At 56.7% G+C, this 18,421-nt stretch carries 27 protein-coding genes; 2 read left to right on the top strand and 25 right to left on the bottom strand.

Features of this window, described 5'->3' with window-relative positions; all coding sequences use genetic code 11:
* Positions 1-32 precede the first annotated feature (32 nt).
* Positions 33-596 carry a cysteine hydrolase family protein gene (locus TU73_RS25700; RefSeq protein ID WP_057014523.1) on the top strand — a complete coding sequence of 188 codons (564 nt, stop codon included), beginning with the start codon at positions 33-35 and terminating at the stop codon, positions 594-596.
* A 21-nt stretch (positions 597-617) separates the two neighbouring features.
* On the opposite strand, the gene tam is transcribed toward TU73_RS25700, so the two are convergent.
* The 3 genes from tam to TU73_RS25685 all read right to left on the bottom strand — a co-directional run bounded on the left by tam (position 618) and on the right by TU73_RS25685 (position 3,455).
* Positions 618-1,379, bottom strand: a complete 762-nt coding sequence (tam, locus tag TU73_RS25695; protein WP_057014522.1) for a trans-aconitate 2-methyltransferase — start codon at positions 1,377-1,379, stop codon at positions 618-620.
* 156 nt (positions 1,380-1,535) lie between these two features.
* Positions 1,536-2,051 carry a single-stranded DNA-binding protein gene (locus TU73_RS25690; RefSeq protein WP_043050064.1) on the bottom strand — a complete coding sequence of 172 codons (516 nt, stop codon included), beginning with the start codon at positions 2,049-2,051 and terminating at the stop codon, positions 1,536-1,538.
* Between the two features lie 9 nt (positions 2,052-2,060).
* On the bottom strand, positions 2,061-3,455 hold the full coding sequence (locus tag TU73_RS25685) for an MFS transporter (RefSeq protein WP_057014521.1): 1,395 nt from the start codon (positions 3,453-3,455) through the stop codon (positions 2,061-2,063).
* A 178-nt stretch (positions 3,456-3,633) separates the two neighbouring features.
* Here TU73_RS25685 and uvrA point away from each other — a divergent pair, with 178 nt between their 5' ends.
* The gene (gene uvrA / locus TU73_RS25680; RefSeq protein ID WP_057014520.1) at positions 3,634-6,468 is read left to right on the top strand and encodes an excinuclease ABC subunit UvrA; all 2,835 of its coding nucleotides are present in this window, start codon (positions 3,634-3,636) and stop codon (positions 6,466-6,468) included.
* Positions 6,469-6,533: 65 nt separating this feature from the next.
* Here uvrA and bfr read toward each other — a convergent pair whose 3' ends face one another.
* From bfr to rplP, 22 genes are all read right to left on the bottom strand, one after another.
* Positions 6,534-6,998 carry a bacterioferritin gene (gene bfr / locus TU73_RS25675; RefSeq protein ID WP_003176400.1) on the bottom strand — a complete coding sequence of 155 codons (465 nt, stop codon included), beginning with the start codon at positions 6,996-6,998 and terminating at the stop codon, positions 6,534-6,536.
* Positions 6,999-7,153: 155 nt separating this feature from the next.
* Positions 7,154-8,602: a catalase gene (locus TU73_RS25670; protein WP_057014519.1), complete on the bottom strand. Its 1,449-nt coding sequence runs from the start codon at positions 8,600-8,602 to the stop codon at positions 7,154-7,156.
* A gap of 238 nt (positions 8,603-8,840) precedes the next feature.
* A complete protein-coding gene (rplQ, locus tag TU73_RS25665) occupies positions 8,841-9,227 on the bottom strand; it encodes a 50S ribosomal protein L17 (RefSeq protein ID WP_007918448.1) in 387 nt (128 codons plus the stop codon).
* Between the two features lie 41 nt (positions 9,228-9,268).
* Positions 9,269-10,270, bottom strand: coding sequence for a DNA-directed RNA polymerase subunit alpha (locus tag TU73_RS25660; RefSeq protein ID WP_003176403.1), 1,002 nt, complete (start codon positions 10,268-10,270; stop codon positions 9,269-9,271).
* A 22-nt stretch (positions 10,271-10,292) separates the two neighbouring features.
* Positions 10,293-10,913: a 30S ribosomal protein S4 gene (gene rpsD, locus TU73_RS25655; RefSeq protein ID WP_003176404.1), complete on the bottom strand. Its 621-nt coding sequence runs from the start codon at positions 10,911-10,913 to the stop codon at positions 10,293-10,295.
* An 18-nt stretch (positions 10,914-10,931) separates the two neighbouring features.
* Positions 10,932-11,321: a 30S ribosomal protein S11 gene (rpsK, locus tag TU73_RS25650; RefSeq protein ID WP_002555466.1), complete on the bottom strand. Its 390-nt coding sequence runs from the start codon at positions 11,319-11,321 to the stop codon at positions 10,932-10,934.
* A 30-nt stretch (positions 11,322-11,351) separates the two neighbouring features.
* Complete coding sequence (gene rpsM, locus TU73_RS25645) at positions 11,352-11,708, bottom strand: 30S ribosomal protein S13 (RefSeq protein ID WP_003194635.1); 357 nt, start codon at positions 11,706-11,708, stop codon at positions 11,352-11,354.
* A 129-nt stretch (positions 11,709-11,837) separates the two neighbouring features.
* Positions 11,838-11,954 carry a 50S ribosomal protein L36 gene (rpmJ, locus tag TU73_RS28760; protein ID WP_002555468.1) on the bottom strand — a complete coding sequence of 39 codons (117 nt, stop codon included), beginning with the start codon at positions 11,952-11,954 and terminating at the stop codon, positions 11,838-11,840.
* A 28-nt stretch (positions 11,955-11,982) separates the two neighbouring features.
* Entirely contained in the window at positions 11,983-13,311 is a 1,329-nt protein-coding gene (secY, locus tag TU73_RS25640; protein WP_003194637.1) for a preprotein translocase subunit SecY, read from the bottom strand.
* Positions 13,312-13,749 (bottom strand): 50S ribosomal protein L15, encoded by a 438-nt coding sequence (gene rplO / locus TU73_RS25635; RefSeq protein WP_003176407.1) that lies wholly within the window; start codon positions 13,747-13,749, stop codon positions 13,312-13,314.
* A 3-nt stretch (positions 13,750-13,752) separates the two neighbouring features.
* On the bottom strand, positions 13,753-13,929 hold the full coding sequence (gene rpmD / locus TU73_RS25630) for a 50S ribosomal protein L30 (protein WP_003176408.1): 177 nt from the start codon (positions 13,927-13,929) through the stop codon (positions 13,753-13,755).
* Between the two features lie 2 nt (positions 13,930-13,931).
* On the bottom strand, positions 13,932-14,432 hold the full coding sequence (gene rpsE / locus TU73_RS25625) for a 30S ribosomal protein S5 (RefSeq protein ID WP_003176409.1): 501 nt from the start codon (positions 14,430-14,432) through the stop codon (positions 13,932-13,934).
* A 3-nt stretch (positions 14,433-14,435) separates the two neighbouring features.
* On the bottom strand, positions 14,436-14,786 hold the full coding sequence (gene rplR / locus TU73_RS25620) for a 50S ribosomal protein L18 (RefSeq protein ID WP_003186037.1): 351 nt from the start codon (positions 14,784-14,786) through the stop codon (positions 14,436-14,438).
* 10 nt (positions 14,787-14,796) lie between these two features.
* Positions 14,797-15,330, bottom strand: coding sequence for a 50S ribosomal protein L6 (gene rplF, locus TU73_RS25615; RefSeq protein WP_003194640.1), 534 nt, complete (start codon positions 15,328-15,330; stop codon positions 14,797-14,799).
* Between the two features lie 12 nt (positions 15,331-15,342).
* A complete protein-coding gene (rpsH, locus tag TU73_RS25610; protein WP_003176413.1) occupies positions 15,343-15,735 on the bottom strand; it encodes a 30S ribosomal protein S8 in 393 nt (130 codons plus the stop codon).
* A 208-nt stretch (positions 15,736-15,943) separates the two neighbouring features.
* A complete protein-coding gene (rpsN, locus tag TU73_RS25605; RefSeq protein WP_003176414.1) occupies positions 15,944-16,249 on the bottom strand; it encodes a 30S ribosomal protein S14 in 306 nt (101 codons plus the stop codon).
* Positions 16,250-16,262: 13 nt separating this feature from the next.
* Positions 16,263-16,802: a 50S ribosomal protein L5 gene (gene rplE, locus TU73_RS25600; protein ID WP_003194642.1), complete on the bottom strand. Its 540-nt coding sequence runs from the start codon at positions 16,800-16,802 to the stop codon at positions 16,263-16,265.
* Positions 16,803-16,824: 22 nt separating this feature from the next.
* Positions 16,825-17,139 (bottom strand): 50S ribosomal protein L24, encoded by a 315-nt coding sequence (rplX, locus tag TU73_RS25595; protein WP_003176416.1) that lies wholly within the window; start codon positions 17,137-17,139, stop codon positions 16,825-16,827.
* Positions 17,140-17,150: 11 nt separating this feature from the next.
* Positions 17,151-17,519 carry a 50S ribosomal protein L14 gene (rplN, locus tag TU73_RS25590; protein WP_002555479.1) on the bottom strand — a complete coding sequence of 123 codons (369 nt, stop codon included), beginning with the start codon at positions 17,517-17,519 and terminating at the stop codon, positions 17,151-17,153.
* A gap of 23 nt (positions 17,520-17,542) precedes the next feature.
* Positions 17,543-17,809, bottom strand: coding sequence for a 30S ribosomal protein S17 (rpsQ, locus tag TU73_RS25585; RefSeq protein WP_003444370.1), 267 nt, complete (start codon positions 17,807-17,809; stop codon positions 17,543-17,545).
* Positions 17,810-17,811: 2 nt separating this feature from the next.
* Entirely contained in the window at positions 17,812-18,003 is a 192-nt protein-coding gene (gene rpmC / locus TU73_RS25580; RefSeq protein ID WP_002555481.1) for a 50S ribosomal protein L29, read from the bottom strand.
* Entirely contained in the window at positions 18,003-18,416 is a 414-nt protein-coding gene (gene rplP / locus TU73_RS25575; RefSeq protein WP_003176421.1) for a 50S ribosomal protein L16, read from the bottom strand. Before rplP ends, rpmC begins: the two co-directional genes overlap by 1 nt.
* Positions 18,417-18,421 lie beyond the last annotated feature (5 nt).

Raw genomic sequence — 18,421 nt, 5'->3', positions numbered from 1 at the left:
TAGGCCCATCAACCCATCACGAGGCGATACACATGGCCAAGCAGGCGCTCATCCTAATCGATATCCAGAACGACTACTTCCCACAAGGCAAGTGGCCCCTCGACGGCGTGGAAGCCGCGGCGGACAAGGCGGCGCAAGTGCTACAGGCGTTTCGCCAGGCCGGCGATGCAGTGATTCATGTGCGGCATGAATTCGAAGGCGACGACGCACCGTTCTTTGCGCCGGGCTCCGTAGGCGCGCACTTGCATGCCAAGGTGTTGAACGAGGGCGATGAACCGGTCGTGCTCAAGCACTTTGTGAATGCGTTTCGCCAAACCAACCTGCGCACTTTGCTGGAACAACGCAGCATCACCGATGTGGTGGTAGTCGGCAGCATGAGCCATATGTGCGTGGATGCCGTGGCGCGGGCGGCGGCGGACCTGGGCTACAAAGTCACGGTGATCCATGACGCGTGTGCCACTCGCGATCAGGAATTCAACGGGCAGGTCATCCCGGCGGCTCAGGTACAAGGGGCATACATGGCAGCCCTGGCCTTCGGCTATGCGGGCGTGGTGTCGGCGGATGAATTCTTGACGGCGCAAGCGGCGGCCGTGTGACCGCCACCCGGGTCGATGGCTTCAGCGTGTAGCAATGATGAACAGCCGTGGGAATGGCAGCAATACAGTGCCATCGGCCAGGGCCGGGTAGGCCTGGGTGATTCGCACCTGGTACGCCTGCAGAAAAGCGGTTTTTTCATCACTGCTCAACGGCGCGAGAAAGGGCCGCAATGCCGACGCCTTGAACCACTCCACTACCGCCGCGTGATCCGCCAGCGGGTGCTGATAAGTGGTGCGCCATACATCTACGGCACCGCAATGCTTGCTCAGCAGTTCGTAGTAGTAGCTGGCGGTGTGCCGCTCGTTGTGTTTGACCGCACCGATCTTCACCGACCATGGGCCGTCGGCCGCGACTTCGCGGGCCAGCCGGTGGGCTGGCTCGTCAAGGTTGTCTGGTGTTTGCACCGCCAGCGTGCCGCCTGGGTTCAGTTGGTTGATCAAGTGCGGGTAGAGCATGGCGTGGTCGGGCAGCCATTGCAGCGAGGCATTGGCCAGGATCACATCGAAACTCTGTGCCGGGCTCCAGGCACCGATATCTGCCAGCTCAAAGTTCAGCGCCGGCAGGCGCTTGCGGGCGTCGGCCAACATGTCATCGGAGCTGTCCATGCCGGTCACCTGCGCCTCGGGGAAGCGTTCGGCCAGCACTTCAGTGGAGTTGCCCGGCCCACACCCCAAGTCAACGGCTGTGCGCACGTCAGTAGTGGGGATGGCCGCGACCAGGTCACGGACGGGACGAGTGCGTTGCTGTTCGAACAGCGTGTATTGCTTGGCGGACCAACTCATACGTCTCTCCTTGTTTTAGAGGCGGGCTACAGCCTAAATCGAGTGCCCCATGAGAACAAATGTATCCAGTGGACGACGCCTGGGCATAGCCGATAAAAAACCCCCGAAGCTTTCGCTATCGGGGGTTTTGTTTATTCCGGGAGCCTTGGACCGCCCTCAGAACGGGATATCGTCATCAAAGCTGTCGAAATCCTGGGCCGGTTGCGGTGCAGCCTGCTGTGGTGCTGGACGCGACTCACGCTGTGGCTGCTGGGCTGGCTGCGGACGCGACTGCTGTGGACGCGGTGCCGAGTTGGACATGCCGCCCTGGCCTTGTTGGTCGCCCTGTGGACGGCCGCCCAGCAGCTGCATGGTGCCTTGCATGTCGACCACGATTTCGGTGGTGTAGCGCTTGATACCGTCTTTTTCCCACTCGCGGGTTTGCAGTTTGCCTTCGATGTAGACCTGAGAACCTTTGCGCAGGTACTCACCGGCGATCTCAGCGACCTTGCCGAACATCGACACGCGGTGCCATTCGGTTTTCTCGACCTTCTGGCCGGTCTGCTTGTCGGTCCACTGTTCGCTGGTCGCCAGACTCAGGTTGGTCACGGCATTACCGTTAGGCAAGTAGCGAACTTCGGGATCCTGGCCGCAAGTACCGACCAATATGACTTTGTTAACCCCACGGGCCATAACGTTCTCCTAGGCTGGGCGCGCTGTCGGCACTGGGTTGACCAGTTGCTCGAGCGTCGCGCGATCCAATAATTCGGTGTCCAATTTGATGTAAATGGCCGCCTCTTCAGCGACCACGACTGCATCCGTTACCCCTACGACGGCCTTCAGGCGCTCTACCAGGCCGGCTTCGCGGATCGCCTCGGGCGATAGCGGCAAACGCAGGCTTGTGACGTAGGGAGGTTCGCGCATGGTAACAGCAAAGACCAGCCAAAGTGCAGCCAGCCCGGCGCATCCGAGGAACACAACCGACAAACCGCCATGCTGGAACATCCAGCCCCCCATGATGCCGCCCAGCGCAGAGCCGAGGAACTGGCTGGTGGAATACACCCCCATGGCCGTGCCCTTGCCACCGGCCGGCGAAACTTTACTGATCAGCGATGGCAGCGAGGCCTCCAGCAGGTTGAATGCGGTGAAGAACACCACCGTACCGATGACCAGTGCTCGCAGGCTATCGCCGAACTGCCAGAAGAATAGCTCAGTGAGCATCAACGTCGCGACGGCGCCGAGCAGAACTCGTTTCATTTTGCGTTTTTTCTCGCCATAGATGATGAACGGGATCATGGCGAAGAACGAAATCAGCAGCGCGGTAAGGTACACCCACCAGTGCTGCTCCTTGGGCAGGCCGGCTTTTTGCACCAGGGCAAGGGGCAAGGCGACGAAGCTGCACATCAGCATGGCGTGCAACACAAAGATACCCAAATCCAGGCGCAGCAGGTCTGGGTGCTTGAGGGTGGGCAGCAACGCCTGGCGGGCGACACCGGATTCACGATGGGCCAGCGTGCCAGTAGAGCGCGGCACCATAAAGGCAACTATCACGATACCGAACAATGCCATGCCGCCGGTGGCCAGGAACAACCCGTGCAAGCCAAACGCACGGGTCAGCAAAGGGCCGACCACCATCGCCACGGCAAACGACAGGCCGATGGTCATGCCGATCATGGCCATGGCCTTGGTGCGGTGCTGTTCACGGGTCAGGTCCGACAGCAAGGCCATAACCGCAGCGGAAATCGCGCCCGCACCCTGCAGGATGCGCCCGGCGATCACGCCCCAGATCGAATCGGACTGGGCCGCGAGCACGCTGCCCAAGGCGAACACGATCAGCCCGAGATAAATCACCGGGCGACGGCCAATGCGGTCGGAAATGATCCCGAACGGAATCTGGAAAATCGCCTGGGTCAGGCCATAGGCGCCAATCGCCAGGCCGATCAAAGCGGGGGTCGCGCCTGCGAGATCCATTCCATAGGTCGCCAGCACCGGCAACACCATAAACATGCCCAGCATACGGAAGGCGAACACCAGGGCCAGACCGCTTGCCGCTCGGGTCTCGCCGCTACTCATGCGTTCGCTGTGGGGATCGTGCATGGAAAAACCTCGTGTGAACCGGCGGCGATTCTACCAGTCCCATCGATTGAGAGGGTATATGCGGCGCTTTGCCGCGCAGCTTTCATGTAAGGCTGCAAGCGGCCTTTTGACAGTGTATATTCATCCAGTCTTTAGCCGTATACTCCGGCATTATTTACGCCCGCCGTGCGAGGCCATCTTGGACAAGATCCTGATTCGTGGGGCTAGAACCCACAACCTGAAGAACATCGACCTGACCCTGCCCCGGGATAAACTGATCGTCATCACCGGTTTGTCCGGCTCCGGCAAGTCGTCCCTGGCGTTCGACACGCTGTATGCCGAAGGTCAGCGTCGTTATGTGGAATCGCTGTCGGCCTATGCACGGCAGTTCCTGTCGATGATGGAAAAGCCCGACGTCGACACCATCGAAGGCCTGTCGCCGGCGATCTCCATCGAGCAGAAGTCGACCTCCCACAACCCGCGTTCCACCGTAGGCACCATTACCGAGATCTACGACTACCTGCGCCTGCTGTACGCGCGGGTTGGTATTCCGCGTTGCCCGGACCACGACATTCCTCTGGAAGCCCAGACCGTCAGCCAGATGGTCGACCTGGTACTGGCCCAGCCGGAAGGCGCCAAGCTGATGCTGCTGGCGCCGGTCATTCGCGAGCGCAAGGGTGAACACCTTTCGGTCTTCGAAGAGCTGCGGGCCCAAGGCTTCGTACGCGCACGCATCAATGGCAAGCTTTATGAGCTGGACGAAGCGCCGAAGCTCGACAAGCAGAAAAAGCATTCGATCGATGTGGTGGTCGACCGCTTCAAGGTGCGCGCCGACTTGCAGCAGCGTTTGGCGGAATCTTTCGAGACCGCGCTGAAGCTGGCCGATGGCATTGCCCTGGTGGCACCCATGGATGACGAGCCGGGCGAAGAGATCATCTTCTCCGCGCGCTTCGCCTGCCCGATCTGTGGCCACGCCATCAGCGAGCTGGAACCCAAGCTGTTTTCCTTCAACAACCCGGCCGGCGCCTGCCCGACGTGCGATGGCCTGGGCGTGAAGCAGTTTTTCGATATCAAGCGCCTGGTCAATGGCGACCTGACCCTGGCCGAGGGGGCGATACGGGGCTGGGACAGGCGTAACGTCTACTACTTCCAGATGCTGGGGTCGTTGGCGTCCCATTACAAGTTCAGCCTGGAAGTGCCCTTCAACCAACTGCCGGCCGACCAGCAGAAGGTCATTCTCCACGGCAGCGGCTCGCAGAACGTCGACTTCAAGTACCTGAACGACCGCGGCGATATCGTCAAGCGCTCGCACCCGTTCGAAGGCATCGTGCCGAACCTGGAGCGCCGCTACCGCGAAACCGAATCGGCGAGCGTGCGTGAAGAACTGGCTAAATTCCTCAGCACCCAGCCTTGCCCCGATTGCCGTGGCACGCGCCTGCGCCGTGAAGCACGACATGTGTGGGTAGGCGAGAAAACCCTGCCGGCGGTGACCAACCTGCCGATTGGCGATGCGTGCGAATATTTTGGCGTGCTCAAGCTGACCGGGCGTCGCGGAGAGATTGCCGACAAGATCCTCAAGGAAATTCGCGAGCGCCTGCAGTTCCTGGTCAACGTCGGCCTGGACTACCTGTCGCTGGATCGCAGCGCCGATACCTTGTCGGGTGGTGAAGCACAGCGGATCCGCTTGGCCAGCCAGATTGGTGCGGGCCTTGTGGGCGTGCTGTATATCCTCGATGAGCCGTCGATTGGGTTGCACCAACGGGATAACGATCGCCTGCTGGGTACGTTGAAACACCTGCGGGATATCGGCAACACCGTGATTGTGGTGGAGCACGATGAAGACGCTATCCGCCTGGCAGACTATGTGGTCGATATCGGCCCGGGTGCTGGCGTGCATGGTGGACATATCGTTGCCGAGGGCACGCCTGCCGAAGTAATGGCCCATCCTGATTCGTTGACCGGCAAGTATTTGTCTGGCCGGGTGAAGATCGAAGTACCTGCCAAGCGTACTCCGCGTAACAAGAAAATGGCGCTGCATCTCAAAGGCGCGCGCGGGAACAACCTGCGCAATGTCGACCTGGAGATTCCGCTGGGCCTGCTGACCTGTGTGACCGGCGTTTCCGGTTCGGGCAAGTCGACGCTGATCAACAACACGCTGTTCCCATTGAGTGCCACCGCCCTGAACGGCGCGACTACCCTGGAAGCGGCTGCCCATGACAGCATCAAGGGCCTGGAACACCTGGACAAGGTGGTCGATATTGACCAGAGCCCGATCGGCCGCACACCGCGTTCCAACCCGGCGACCTACACCGGGTTGTTTACGCCAATTCGCGAGCTGTTTGCTGGCGTTCCAGAATCCCGTTCGCGGGGGTATGGGCCTGGCCGGTTCTCGTTCAACGTCAAGGGCGGGCGCTGTGAAGCATGCCAGGGCGACGGCCTGATCAAGGTAGAGATGCACTTCCTGCCTGACATCTACGTACCGTGCGACGTATGCAAGAGCAAGCGCTACAACCGCGAGACCCTGGAGATCAAGTACAAGGGCAAGAGCATCCACGAAACCCTCGAGATGACCATCGAGGAAGCCCGGGTGTTCTTCGACGCGGTACCGGCACTGGCGCGTAAGCTGCAGACGTTGATGGACGTGGGCCTGTCGTATATCAAGCTGGGGCAATCGGCGACCACCTTATCGGGGGGCGAGGCGCAGCGGGTCAAGTTGTCTCGCGAGCTGTCCAAGCGAGATACCGGCAAGACCCTGTACATTCTCGATGAGCCGACCACCGGCCTGCACTTCGCGGATATCCAGCAGCTGTTGGACGTGCTGCACCGCTTGCGTGACCACGGCAACACCGTGGTGGTGATCGAGCACAACCTGGATGTGATCAAGACCGCCGACTGGCTGGTTGACTTGGGGCCGGAAGGTGGTTCCAAGGGTGGTCAGATCATCGCAGTGGGCACGCCGGAGCAAGTCTGCGAGATGTCGCAGTCACACACGGGTTATTACTTGAAGCCGTTGTTGGCGCGCGACCGGGCCTGATTTTCAGGCCCCAATAAAAAGCCCCTGTCACGTTGCGGTGACAGGGGCTTTTTTGTAGCCGGAAGTTAGAACTGCGACTGCAGGTAATTTTCCAGGCCAATCAGCTTGATCAGGCCCAACTGCTTTTCCAGCCAATAGGTGTGATCTTCTTCGGTGTCGTTCAACTGGACCCGCAGTATTTCCCGGGTGACATAGTCGTTGTGCTGCTCACACAGCTCGATGCCCTTGCACAGGGCCGCACGGACCTTATATTCGAGACGCAGGTCGGCAGCGAGCATGTCAGGTACCGTTGTGCCCACATCCAGGTCATCGGGACGCATGCGTGGCGTACCTTCGAGCATCAGGATACGGCGCATCAGCGCGTCAGCATGCTGTGCCTCTTCTTCCATTTCATGGTTGATACGCTCGTAAAGCTCGGTAAAGCCCCAGTCTTCGTACATACGCGAGTGGATGAAATATTGGTCACGAGCTGCCAGTTCGCCCGTCAGCAACGTGTTGAGGTAATCGATTACGTCGGGGTGACCTTGCATCGCCCTACATCTCCCTACTTGAAAGGCTGTAGTTTGAACCATGCTGAGTTGAAGGTCACGGGATCAACGGCAGAAAAGTGAAGATTTCCGGAGAAAAGTAGCTGAAATAACGCAAAAACCGCCCAAATGAGGGCGGTTCTGCTTATCGTTTAGAGTCAGTTAAGCGATACACCCAGTGCCTTTGCGATTGCTTCTCCATAAGCCGGGTCGGCCTTATAGAAATGCTGCAATTGACGCTGGACCACATCGCTGGAAACCCCAGCCATCGCACCGGCAATGTTGCTGGTGAGCAAGGCTTTTTGCTCATCGTTCATCAGGCGGAACAACGCGCCCGCATGACTGTAGTAGTCGGTGTCTTCACGATGATCGTAACGATCCGCGGCGCCGCTCAGGGCCAATGCAGGCTCTGCATATTGCGGGGCTTGTTTCGGCGCATCGGCGTAGCTATTTGGCTCGTAGTTGGGAGCCGCACCACCGTTACTGCCGAAGGCCATCGAACCGTCACGCTGGTAGCTGTTCACCGGGTTGCGTGGCGCATTCACCGGCAATTGCTGGTGGTTGGTGCCGACACGGTAGCGGTGGGCATCTGCGTAAGCGAAAACCCGACCTTGCAGCATGCGGTCCGGCGACAGGCCAACCCCTGGAACCATGTTGCTTGGGCCGAATGCAGCCTGTTCCACTTCAGCGAAGTAGTTCTGCGGATTGCGGTTGAGTTCCAACTCACCCACTTCAATCAGCGGGAACTCTTTTTGCGACCAGGTCTTGGTCACGTCAAACGGATTCTCGTAATGAGCATTCGCCTGGGCCTCAGTCATGATCTGGATGCAGACGCGCCATTTCGGGAAGTCGCCGCGCTCAATTGCCCCAAACAGATCACGCTGGGCATAGTCAGGATCAGTCCCTGCAAGTCGGGCGGCCTCGGCTGGCGCAAGGTTCTTGATACCTTGCTTGGTCTTGTAGTGCCATTTCACCCAATGACGTTCGCCCTTGGCATTGATAAGGCTGTAAGTGTGGCTACCGAAGCCATGCATGTGACGATAGCCGTCTGGAATACCGCGGTCCGAAAACAGGATGGTGACCTGGTGCAGCGCCTCAGGAGAGTGCGACCAGAAGTCCCACATCATCTGCGCGCTTTTCAGGTTGCTTTGCGGCAGGCGTTTTTGGGTGTGGATAAAGTCCGGGAATTTCAATGGGTCGCGGATGAAGAACACCGGGGTGTTGTTACCTACGATGTCCCAGTTGCCTTCTTCGGTGTAGAACTTCAAGGCGAAGCCACGTGGATCGCGCTCGGTGTCAGCCGAACCGCGCTCGCCACCTACAGTGGAGAACCGCAGGAACGTCGGCGTTTGCTTACCAACCGATTCGAACAGCTTGGCGCTGGTGTACTGGGTGATGTCTTTTGTCACAGTGAACGTACCGTAGGCACCCGAACCTTTGGCGTGCACACGACGCTCAGGGATGTTTTCACGGTTGAAGTGAGCGAGCTTCTCGATCAGGTGAAAATCGTCGAGCAGCAACGGGCCGCGGGGGCCGGCGGAACGCGAGTTCTGGTTGTCTGCGACGGGGGCGCCGCTGGCGGTGGTAAGGACGTTATTCTGGCTCATGCGCAATCTTCCTCAGGTCGGGCTTGGAACTGCCGGCTAATCGGCTTGGAGGGAGTATTGATCATCAACATGACGTGTACAAATTCATTAAATCGTAAGCATCAATAGAAAATAACTAATAACTCTCCAATAGTCATAGTACCCAGCGCCGATGAGTGAAAGCTTGTATCTACTGAGCTTTTCTTACGCGCACAAAAAACCGGGCACTAGGCCCGGTTCTTCGTTACAGCTTGTCGTCTTACTCGGCGGATACAGCTTCGCCGGCAGTAGCACGATCAACCAACTCGACATACGCCATAGGCGCGTTGTCGCCAGTGCGGAAGCCGCACTTGAGGATGCGCAGGTAGCCACCCTCACGGGTAGCGTAACGCTTGCCCAGGTCGTTGAAGAGCTTACCAACGATAGCTTTCGAACGAGTACGGTCGAAAGCCAGACGGCGGTTAGCCAGGCTGTCTGTCTTGGCCAAGGTGATCAGCGGCTCAGCAACGCGACGCAGTTCTTTAGCTTTCGGCAGTGTAGTTTTGATCAGCTCGTGCTCGAACAGCGACACCGCCATGTTTTGGAACATGGCCTTGCGGTGCGAGCTGGTACGGCTCAGGTGACGACCACTTTTACGATGACGCATGGTTCATTCCTTACCAAACTCACGTTCGGTGATTACGACGATCAGGCAGTCGCCTTGTCGTCCTTCTTAAGACTTGCAGGCGGCCAGTTGTCGAGGCGCATGCCGAGGGACAGACCGCGGGAGGCCAGAACGTCCTTGATTTCAGTCAAGGATTTCTTGCCCAGGTTCGGAGTCTTCAACAGTTCTACTTCGGTACGCTGAATCAGGTCGCCGATGTAGTAAATGTTTTCCGCCTTAAGGCAGTTAGCCGAACGTACAGTCAGTTCCAGATCGTCAACCGGGCGAAGCAGGATCGGATCGATCTCGTCTTCTTGCTCGATTACCACTGGTTCGCTGTCACCCTTGAGGTCGACGAACGCAGCCAACTGCTGTTGCAGAATGGTTGCAGCGCGGCGAATAGCCTCTTCAGGATCCAGGGTACCGTTGGTTTCCAGATCAATAACCAGCTTGTCCAGGTTAGTACGCTGCTCGACACGGGCGTTTTCCACCACGTATGCGATACGGCGAACCGGGCTGAACGAAGAGTCAAGCTGCAAGCGACCAATGCTGCGGCTTTCGTCTTCATCGCTCTGACGCGAGTCGGCCGGTTCATAACCACGACCACGAGCTACAGTGAGCTTCATGTTCAGGGCGCCGTTAGACGCCAGGTTAGCGATTACGTGATCGGGGTTAACGATCTCGACATCATGATCCAGCTGAATATCGGCAGCGGTAACCACCCCCGAACCCTTCTTCGACAAGGTCAGCGTAACTTCGTCACGGCCGTGCAGCTTGATAGCCAGACCTTTAAGGTTCAACAGGATTTCAATTACGTCTTCCTGTACACCTTCGATGGCGCTGTACTCGTGGAGCACACCGTCAATCTCGGCCTCGACTACTGCACAGCCGGGCATTGAGGACAACAGGATGCGGCGCAGCGCGTTGCCCAGGGTGTGGCCAAAACCACGCTCGAGAGGCTCGAGAGTGATCTTGGCGCGGGTTGGACTGACAACCTGCACATCAATGTGGCGGGGTGTCAGGAACTCATTTACCGAAATCTGCATGGATGCACCTATTTTCTAGCCCTTACTTGGAGTAGAGCTCGACAATCAGGCTTTCGTTGATGTCGGCGGACAGATCACTGCGAGCAGGAACGTTCTTGAAAACGCCCGACTTCTTCTCAGTGTCTACTTCTACCCATTCTACGCGGCCACGTTGGGCACACAGATCGAGAGCTTGGACAATGCGAAGTTGGTTTTTTGCTTTCTCGCGAACTGCGACCACGTCACCAGCACGAACCTGGTAGGACGGAACGTTTACGGTCTGACCGTTAACGCTGATCGACTTGTGCGATACCAGCTGACGGGATTCGGCACGAGTCGAACCAAAGCCCATACGGTATACAACGTTGTCCAGACGGCATTCGAGCAGTTGCAGCAGGTTTTCACCGGTTGCACCTTTCTTGCCAGCAGCTTCTTTGTAGTAGCCGCTGAACTGACGCTCGAGAACGCCGTAGATACGACGGACCTTCTGCTTTTCACGCAGTTGGGTGCCGTAATCGGACTGGCGACCGCGGCGTTGGCCGTGGATACCAGGTGCTGCTTCAATGTTGCACTTCGATTCGATCGCGCGCACGCCGCTCTTCAGAAAGAGATCGGTGCCCTCGCGACGAGCGAGTTTGCATTTTGGACCAATGTAACGAGCCATTCTTTACAATCTCCTGGATTACACGCGGCGCTTCTTCGGCGGACGGCACCCGTTGTGCGGGATTGGCGTCACGTCGGTGATGCTGGCGATCTTATAGCCACAGCCGTTCAAAGCACGGACAGCAGACTCACGACCTGGACCTGGACCTTTGACGTTAACGTCGAGGTTTTTCAGGCCGTATTCCAGCGCAGCTTGACCAGCACGTTCAGCAGCTACTTGAGCAGCAAACGGGGTGGACTTGCGGGAACCGCGGAAACCCGAACCACCGGAGGTAGCCCAAGAAAGCGCGTTACCTTGACGGTCGGTGATGGTCACGATGGTGTTGTTAAAAGATGCATGGATGTGGGCGATGCCATCAACCACTGTCTTTTTAACTTTTTTACGAGGACGAGCAGCAGGTTTTGCCATGATAATTTTCCTGTCGATTCGCTGGGGCGATTACTTGCGGATCGGCTTACGCGGACCTTTACGGGTACGCGCGTTAGTCTTGGTACGCTGACCGCGTACTGGAAGACCACGACGATGACGCAGACCGCGATAGCAACCGAGGTCCATCAAACGCTTGATTTTCATGTTGATTTCGCGACGCAGGTCACCTTCAGTGGTGAACTTCGCCACTTCGCCACGCAGCTGTTCAATCTGCTCGTCGCTCAGATCCTTGATCTTAGCGGCTGGGTTTACCCCAGCAACTGCGCAAATTTTCTGCGCAGTAGTGCGACCAACACCATAGATGTAGGTCAGCGAGATAACAGTGTGCTTGTTATCTGGAATGTTAACGCCTGCAATACGGGCCATTCAGTGGGACTCCAATTGACAGCTACCTACGCCCCGGAAGCCAAGAAATAGGGCGCGAGATAATATCGCTGTAATAACAAATAATCAACCCGGCAGCGCACTAGCTGCCGGGCTTCAAGCGGATCACACTCAGCCTTGGCGCTGTTTGTGACGCGGTTCCGCGCTGCAAATTACTCGAACAACACCTTCGCGGCGAATAATCTTGCAGTTACGGCACAGCTTTTTCACCGATGCACGAACTTTCATCACCAACTCCTCGAACCTTATGGGGTACTCAGCGCAACATGCCGCTGCCGTAGCCCTTCAGGTTGGCTTTCTTCATCAGGGATTCGTACTGGTGCGAAACGAGGTGCGATTGTACTTGGGACATGAAGTCCATCACAACCACGACCACGATCAGCAACGAGGTCCCGCCAAGGTAGAACGGAACGTTTGCTGCAACCACCAGGAACTGGGGCAACAAGCACACGGCCGTCATATATAGAGCACCGAACAGGGTCAAACGAGTCAGAACGCCATCAATGTAGCGTGCCGACTGCTCACCTGGACGGATGCCCGGAATAAAGGCACCGGACTTCTTCAGGTTTTCCGCTACGTCTTTCGGATTGAACATCAACGCCGTATAGAAGAAGCAGAAGAAAATAATCCCTGCACTAAACAGCAGAATATTCAACGGCTGACCAGGAGCGATCGACTGAGAGAGGTCCTGCAGCCAGCCCATATTTTCGGACTGACCAAACCAGGTACCCAACGAAGCCGGAAACAGCAAGATGCTGCTCGCGAAAATTGCCGGAATAACGCCGGCCATATTCACTTTCAGCGGCAAGTGGCTGGTCTGCGCAGCAAAGACCTTACGGCCCTGCTGACGCTTGGCGTAGTGAACAGCAATACGACGCTGGCCACGCTCAATGAACACCACAAAACCGATAATCGCTACTGCCAGCAAACCGATGGCAACCAAGGCGAAGATATTGATATCACCCTGACGCGCAGACTCGAAAGACTGCCCGATTGCTCTCGGAAGACCGGCGACGATACCTGCGAAAATCAACATCGAGATACCGTTACCAACACCACGCTCAGTAATCTGCTCACCCAGCCACATCATGAACATCGCACCAGCCACAAAAGTGGATACTGCGACGAAATGGAAGCCAAAGTCACCAGTGAACGCAACGCCCTGCCCGGCCAGGCCAACGGACATGCCGATAGCTTGAACCAGGGCGAGGACGACAGTGCCGTAGCGGGTGTACTGGCTAATCTTGCGACGGCCAGCTTCACCTTCCTTCTTCAACTGCTCCAGTTGCGGGCTGACGGCTGTCATCAGTTGCATGATGATCGATGCCGAGATGTACGGCATGATCCCCAGTGCAAAAATGCTCATCCGCTCCAGCGCGCCACCGGAAAACATGTTGAACAAGCTAAGAATGGTCCCCTCATTCTGTCGAAACAGGTCTGCGAGTCGGTCCGGGTTGATACCTGGAACCGGGATGTGTGCGCCTATTCGGTAGACGATAATCGCCAGGAACAGAAAACGCAGACGAGCCCAAAGTTCAGACATACCGCCTTTGCCGAGCGCTGAGAGAGCACCTTGCTTAGCCATTTATTCCTCGAACTTGCCGCCAGCTGCTTCGATAGCCGAACGCGCACCTTTGGTGGCGCCGATTCCCTTGCCGATAGTGACAGCGCGAGTCACTTCACCGGACAGCATGATTTTCACACGCTGTACGTTGACGTTAATCACGTTGGCATCTTTCAGGGTCTGCACAGTAACGATGTCGCCTTCCACTTTAGCCAGCTCGGACAGACGCACTTCTGCGCGATCCATGGCTTTCAGGGATACGAAACCGAACTTAGGCAGGCGACGATGCAGCGGCTGTTGACCGCCTTCAAAGCCTGGAGCGATGGTACCACCGGAGCGGGAGGTTTGACCTTTGTGGCCACGGCCACCAGTCTTACCCAAACCGCTACCGATACCACGGCCCGGACGATGCTTTTCGCGACGGGAACCCGGCGCTGGACTCAGATCATTGAGTTTCATCGATTAACCCTCTACACGCAGCATGTAGTAAGCCTTGTTGATCATCCCGCGATTCTCGGGAGTATCCTGGACTTCTACAGTGTGACCGATGCGACGCAGACCCAAACCTTTAACGCACAGTTTGTGGTTAGGGATGCGGCCGGTCATGCTTTTGATCAGCGTTACTTTAACGGTAGCCATGATCAGAAGATCTCCTTGACAGTCAGGCCACGCTTGGCAGCGATAGACTCAGGAGATTGCATAGCTTTCAAACCCTTGAAAGTGGCGTGAACCACGTTTACCGGGTTAGTCGAGCCGTAGCACTTGGCCAGAACGTTCTGAACGCCAGCAACTTCGAGGACAGCACGCATAGCGCCGCCAGCGATGATACCGGTACCTTCAGAAGCAGGCTGCATGTACACCTTCGAAGCGCCATGGGCGGACTTCATTGCGTACTGCAGAGTGGTGCCGTTCAGATCAACTTGGATCATGTTGCGACGAGCAGCTTCCATTGCCTTCTGGATCGCAGCAGGCACTTCACGTGACTTGCCACGGCCGAAGCCAACACGCCCTTTACCATCACCTACCACGGTCAACGCGGTGAAAGTGAAGATACGGCCGCCTTTAACGGTTTTGGCTACGCGGTTAACTTGAACCAGCTTCTCAATGTAGCCTTCGTCGCGCTTTTGGTCGTTATTTGACATAACTTAGAACTCCAGCCCAGCTTCACGAGCAGCATCAGCCAGCGCTTTCACGCGACCGTGGTACTTGAAGCCAGAGCGGTCGAAAGCCACTTGCGAGACGCCAGCGGCCTTAGCACGCGTAGCGACCAGCTGGCCAACCTTTGTGGCCGCGTCGATGTTGCCAGTGGCACCATCACGCAGTTCTTTATCCAAAGTCGAGGCGCTTGCCAGGACTTTGTTGCCGTCGGCCGAGATGACCTGGGCGTAGATGTGCTGCGACGAGCGGAACACGCAGAGACGCACGACTTCGAGTTCGTGCATTTTCAGGCGTGCTTTGCGAGCGCGACGCAGTCGAGTAACTTTTTTGTCGGTCATTTGCTATGCCCTACTTCTTCTTGGCTTCTTTACGACGGACGACTTCGTCCGCGTAGCGCACACCTTTGCCTTTGTACGGCTCTGGTGGACGGAAGTCGCGGATCTCAGCGGCCACTTGACCTACCAGCTGCTTGTCGATGCCCTTGATCAGGATATCGGTCTGGCTAGGAGTCTCAGCAGTGATGCCCGCTGGCAGTTCGTAATCCACAGGGTGCGAGAAGCCAAGGGCAAGGTTCAGAACCGTGCCTTTTGCTTGCGCTTTGTAACCAACACCGACCAGCTGGAGCTTACGCTCGAAGCCTTGGCTTACGCCTTGGACCATGTTGTTTACCAACGCACGCGTGGTACCGGCCATTGCGCGAGTTTGTTGATCGCCATTGCGAGCAGCGAAACGCAGCTCACCAGCTTCTTCAACGATCTCAACGGACGAATGGATGTTCAGTTCAAGAGTACCCTTGGCACCCTTCACCGAAAGCTGTTGGCCTGCGAATTTGACTTCGACACCGGCTGGCAGCTTAACGGGGTTCTTAGCGACGCGTGACATGCTTATCCCCCCTTAGAACACAGTGCAAAGAACTTCGCCGCCGACACCGGCAGCGCGCGCAGCACGATCCGTCATCACACCTTTGTTGGTGGAGACGATAGACACGCCCAGACCGCCACGAACTTTCGGCAGATCTTCAGCGGACTTGTACTGACGCAGGCCTGGACGGCTAACGCGCTTCACTTCCTCGATGACCGAACGGCCTTCGAAGTACTTCAGCTCGATGGACAGCAGAGGTTTGATTTCGCTGCTGATCTGATAACCCGCAATGTAGCCTTCGTCTTTCAGGACTTTGGCAACAGCTACCTTCAACTTGGAAGATGGCATGCTTACGACGGACTTTTCAGCCATCTGGGCATTACGGATACGAGTTAGCATGTCCGCTAACGGGTCCTGCATACTCATGGGCTAGACGCTCCTAATACAAAAAAATTAGCCTTGCGGCTACATATGTCGCCGAGAATCTCCGAGCATAGAAAACACGGGCTCAGGCGAGCCGGGTATTCTAGACACACTCCGGAAATGAAACAAGCCCCAAAAGGGGCTTGTTCCAGATTCAAGGTCACCGGCGGTCAGTATCTTGCGATCCGAACCGCCTGGACTTCGAACGTACTTACCAGCTGGCTTTAACCAGACCTGGTACGTCACCACGCATTGCCGCTTCACGCAGTTTGTTACGGCCGAGGCCGAACTTGCGGTAAACGCCGTGTGGACGACCGGTCAGGCGGCAGCGGTTACGCATGCGCGAGGCGCTTGCGTCACGTGGCTGCTTCTGCAGAGCAACTGTAGCTTCCCAACGCGCTTCTGGACTTGCGTTCAGATCAACGATGATTGCTTTCAGTGCTGCACGCTTCTTGGCGTACTTGGCAACCGTGAGCTGACGCTTCAGCTCGCGGTTTTTCATGCTCATCTTGGCCATGGTCCTACTCCAATCAGTTGCGGAACGGGAATTTGAAAGCACGCAACAGGGCGCGACCTTCATCATCGTTCTTGGCAGTGGTGGTCAGGGTGATGTCCAGACCGCGGAGAGCATCGATCTTGTCGTAGTCGATTTCCGGGAAGATGATCTGCTCTTTCACGCCCATGCTGTAGTTACCACGACCATCGAAGGACTTGGCATTCAGGCCGCGGAAGTCGCGAACCCGAGGCAGGGAGATCGACAGCAGACGATCCAGGAATTCGTACATACGCTCACGGCGCAGAGTCACTTTGACGCCGATCGGCCAACCTTCACGGACTTTAAAGCCCGCGATGGATTTCCGAGCGTAAGTCACAACGACTTTTTGACCGGTGATCTTTTCCAGGTCAGCAACAGCGTGCTCGATGACTTTTTTGTCACCAATCGCTTCGCCCAGACCCATGTTCAGGGTGATTTTGGTGACGCGCGGAACTTCCATCACGTTCCCGAGCTTAAGTTCTTCCTTAAGCTTGGGGGCGATTTCCTTCCGGTAAATCTCTTGTAGTCGTGCCATGGTCTTATCTACCTAGCAGTGTTCAAGCATCAACCGCTTTTTGGGTCGACTTGAAGACACGAATTTTCTTACCGTCTTCTACTTTGAAACCAACGCGATCAGCCTTGTTGGTTTCGCCGTTGAAGATGGCGACGTTAGAAGCGTCCAGCGGAGCTTCTTTCTCGACGATACCGCCCTGCACGCCCGACATCGGGTTAGGCTTGGTATGACGCTTGACCAGGTTCAGACCACCGATAACCAGACGGTTGTTGGCGAGAACCTTCAGCACCTTACCGCGCTTACCTTTGTCTTTGCCGGCGATCACGATGATCTCGTCGTCACGACGAATCTTTTGCATGTCGGATCTCCTTACAGCACTTCTGGGGCGAGCGAGACGATCTTCATGAACTTCTCAGTACGAAGTTCACGGGTCACTGGCCCAAAGATACGGGTGCCGATAGGCTCTTGCTTGTTGTTCAGAAGAACAGCAGCGTTGCCATCAAAGCGGATAATGGAGCCATCTGCACGACGTACGCCGTGACGAGTGCGGACTACGACAGCAGTCATCACTTGGCCTTTTTTCACCTTACCGCGAGGAATTGCTTCCTTCACGGTAACTTTGATGATGTCACCGATACCAGCGTAACGACGATGGGAGCCACCCAGCACCTTGATGCACATAACACGGCGAGCGCCGCTGTTATCGGCCACATCGAGCATGGATTGAGTCTGAATCATATAATTTCTCCGACCCCTAGTCCTTAGACTTCCACAGCGCGTTCGAGAATATCAACCAGTGCCCAAGACTTGGTCTTGGCCAGCGGACGAGTTTCACGAATAGTGACTTTGTCGCCGATGTGGCACTGGTTGGTTTCGTCGTGCGCGTGCAGCTTAGTCGAACGCTTAACATATTTACCGTAGATCGGGTGCTTAACACGACGCTCGATCAAAACGGTGATGGTTTTGTCCATCTTGTCGCTGACAACACGGCCAGTCAGCGTACGGACAGTCTTTTCGGCTTCAGCCATGATCACTTACCTGCCTGCTGGTTGAGCACAGTCTTCACGCGAGCGATGTCACGCTTAACTTGCGAGAGCAGATGAGACTGCCCCAACTGGCCAGTTGCTTTCTGCATGCGCAGATTGAACTGGTCGCGCAGCAGGCCGAGCAGTTGCTCGTTCAGCTGCTGTGCGGATTTTTCACGAAGTTCATTCGCTTTCATCACATCACCGTCCGTTTAACAAAGGAGGTGGCGAGCGGCAGCTTTGCAGCAGCCAGGGCGAAAGCCTCACGCGCCAGCTCTTCAGAAACGCCCTCGATTTCATACAGGACTTTGCCTGGCTGAATCTGGGCTACCCAGTATTCCACGTTACCCTTACCTTTACCCATCCGAACCTCGAGAGGTTTTTTGGAGATCGGCTTGTCCGGGAATACACGGATCCAGATCTTGCCGCCACGTTTTACGTGACGGGTCAGAGCACGACGCGCTGACTCGATCTGACGAGCGGTGAGACGACCACGAGCTACAGACTTCAGCGCGAACTCGCCGAAGCTGACTTTGCTACCGCGCTGAGCCAGACCACGGTTGTGGCCTGTCATCTGCTTGCGGAACTTCGTACGCTTAGGTTGCAACATTTGGC

The sequence above is a fragment of the Pseudomonas libanensis genome (assembly GCF_001439685.1).
GTDB lineage: Bacteria > Pseudomonadota > Gammaproteobacteria > Pseudomonadales > Pseudomonadaceae > Aquipseudomonas > Aquipseudomonas libanensis.
Note: the sequence above shows the minus strand (reverse complement) of the source record. Positions and strands in the feature narration are given on the sequence as shown.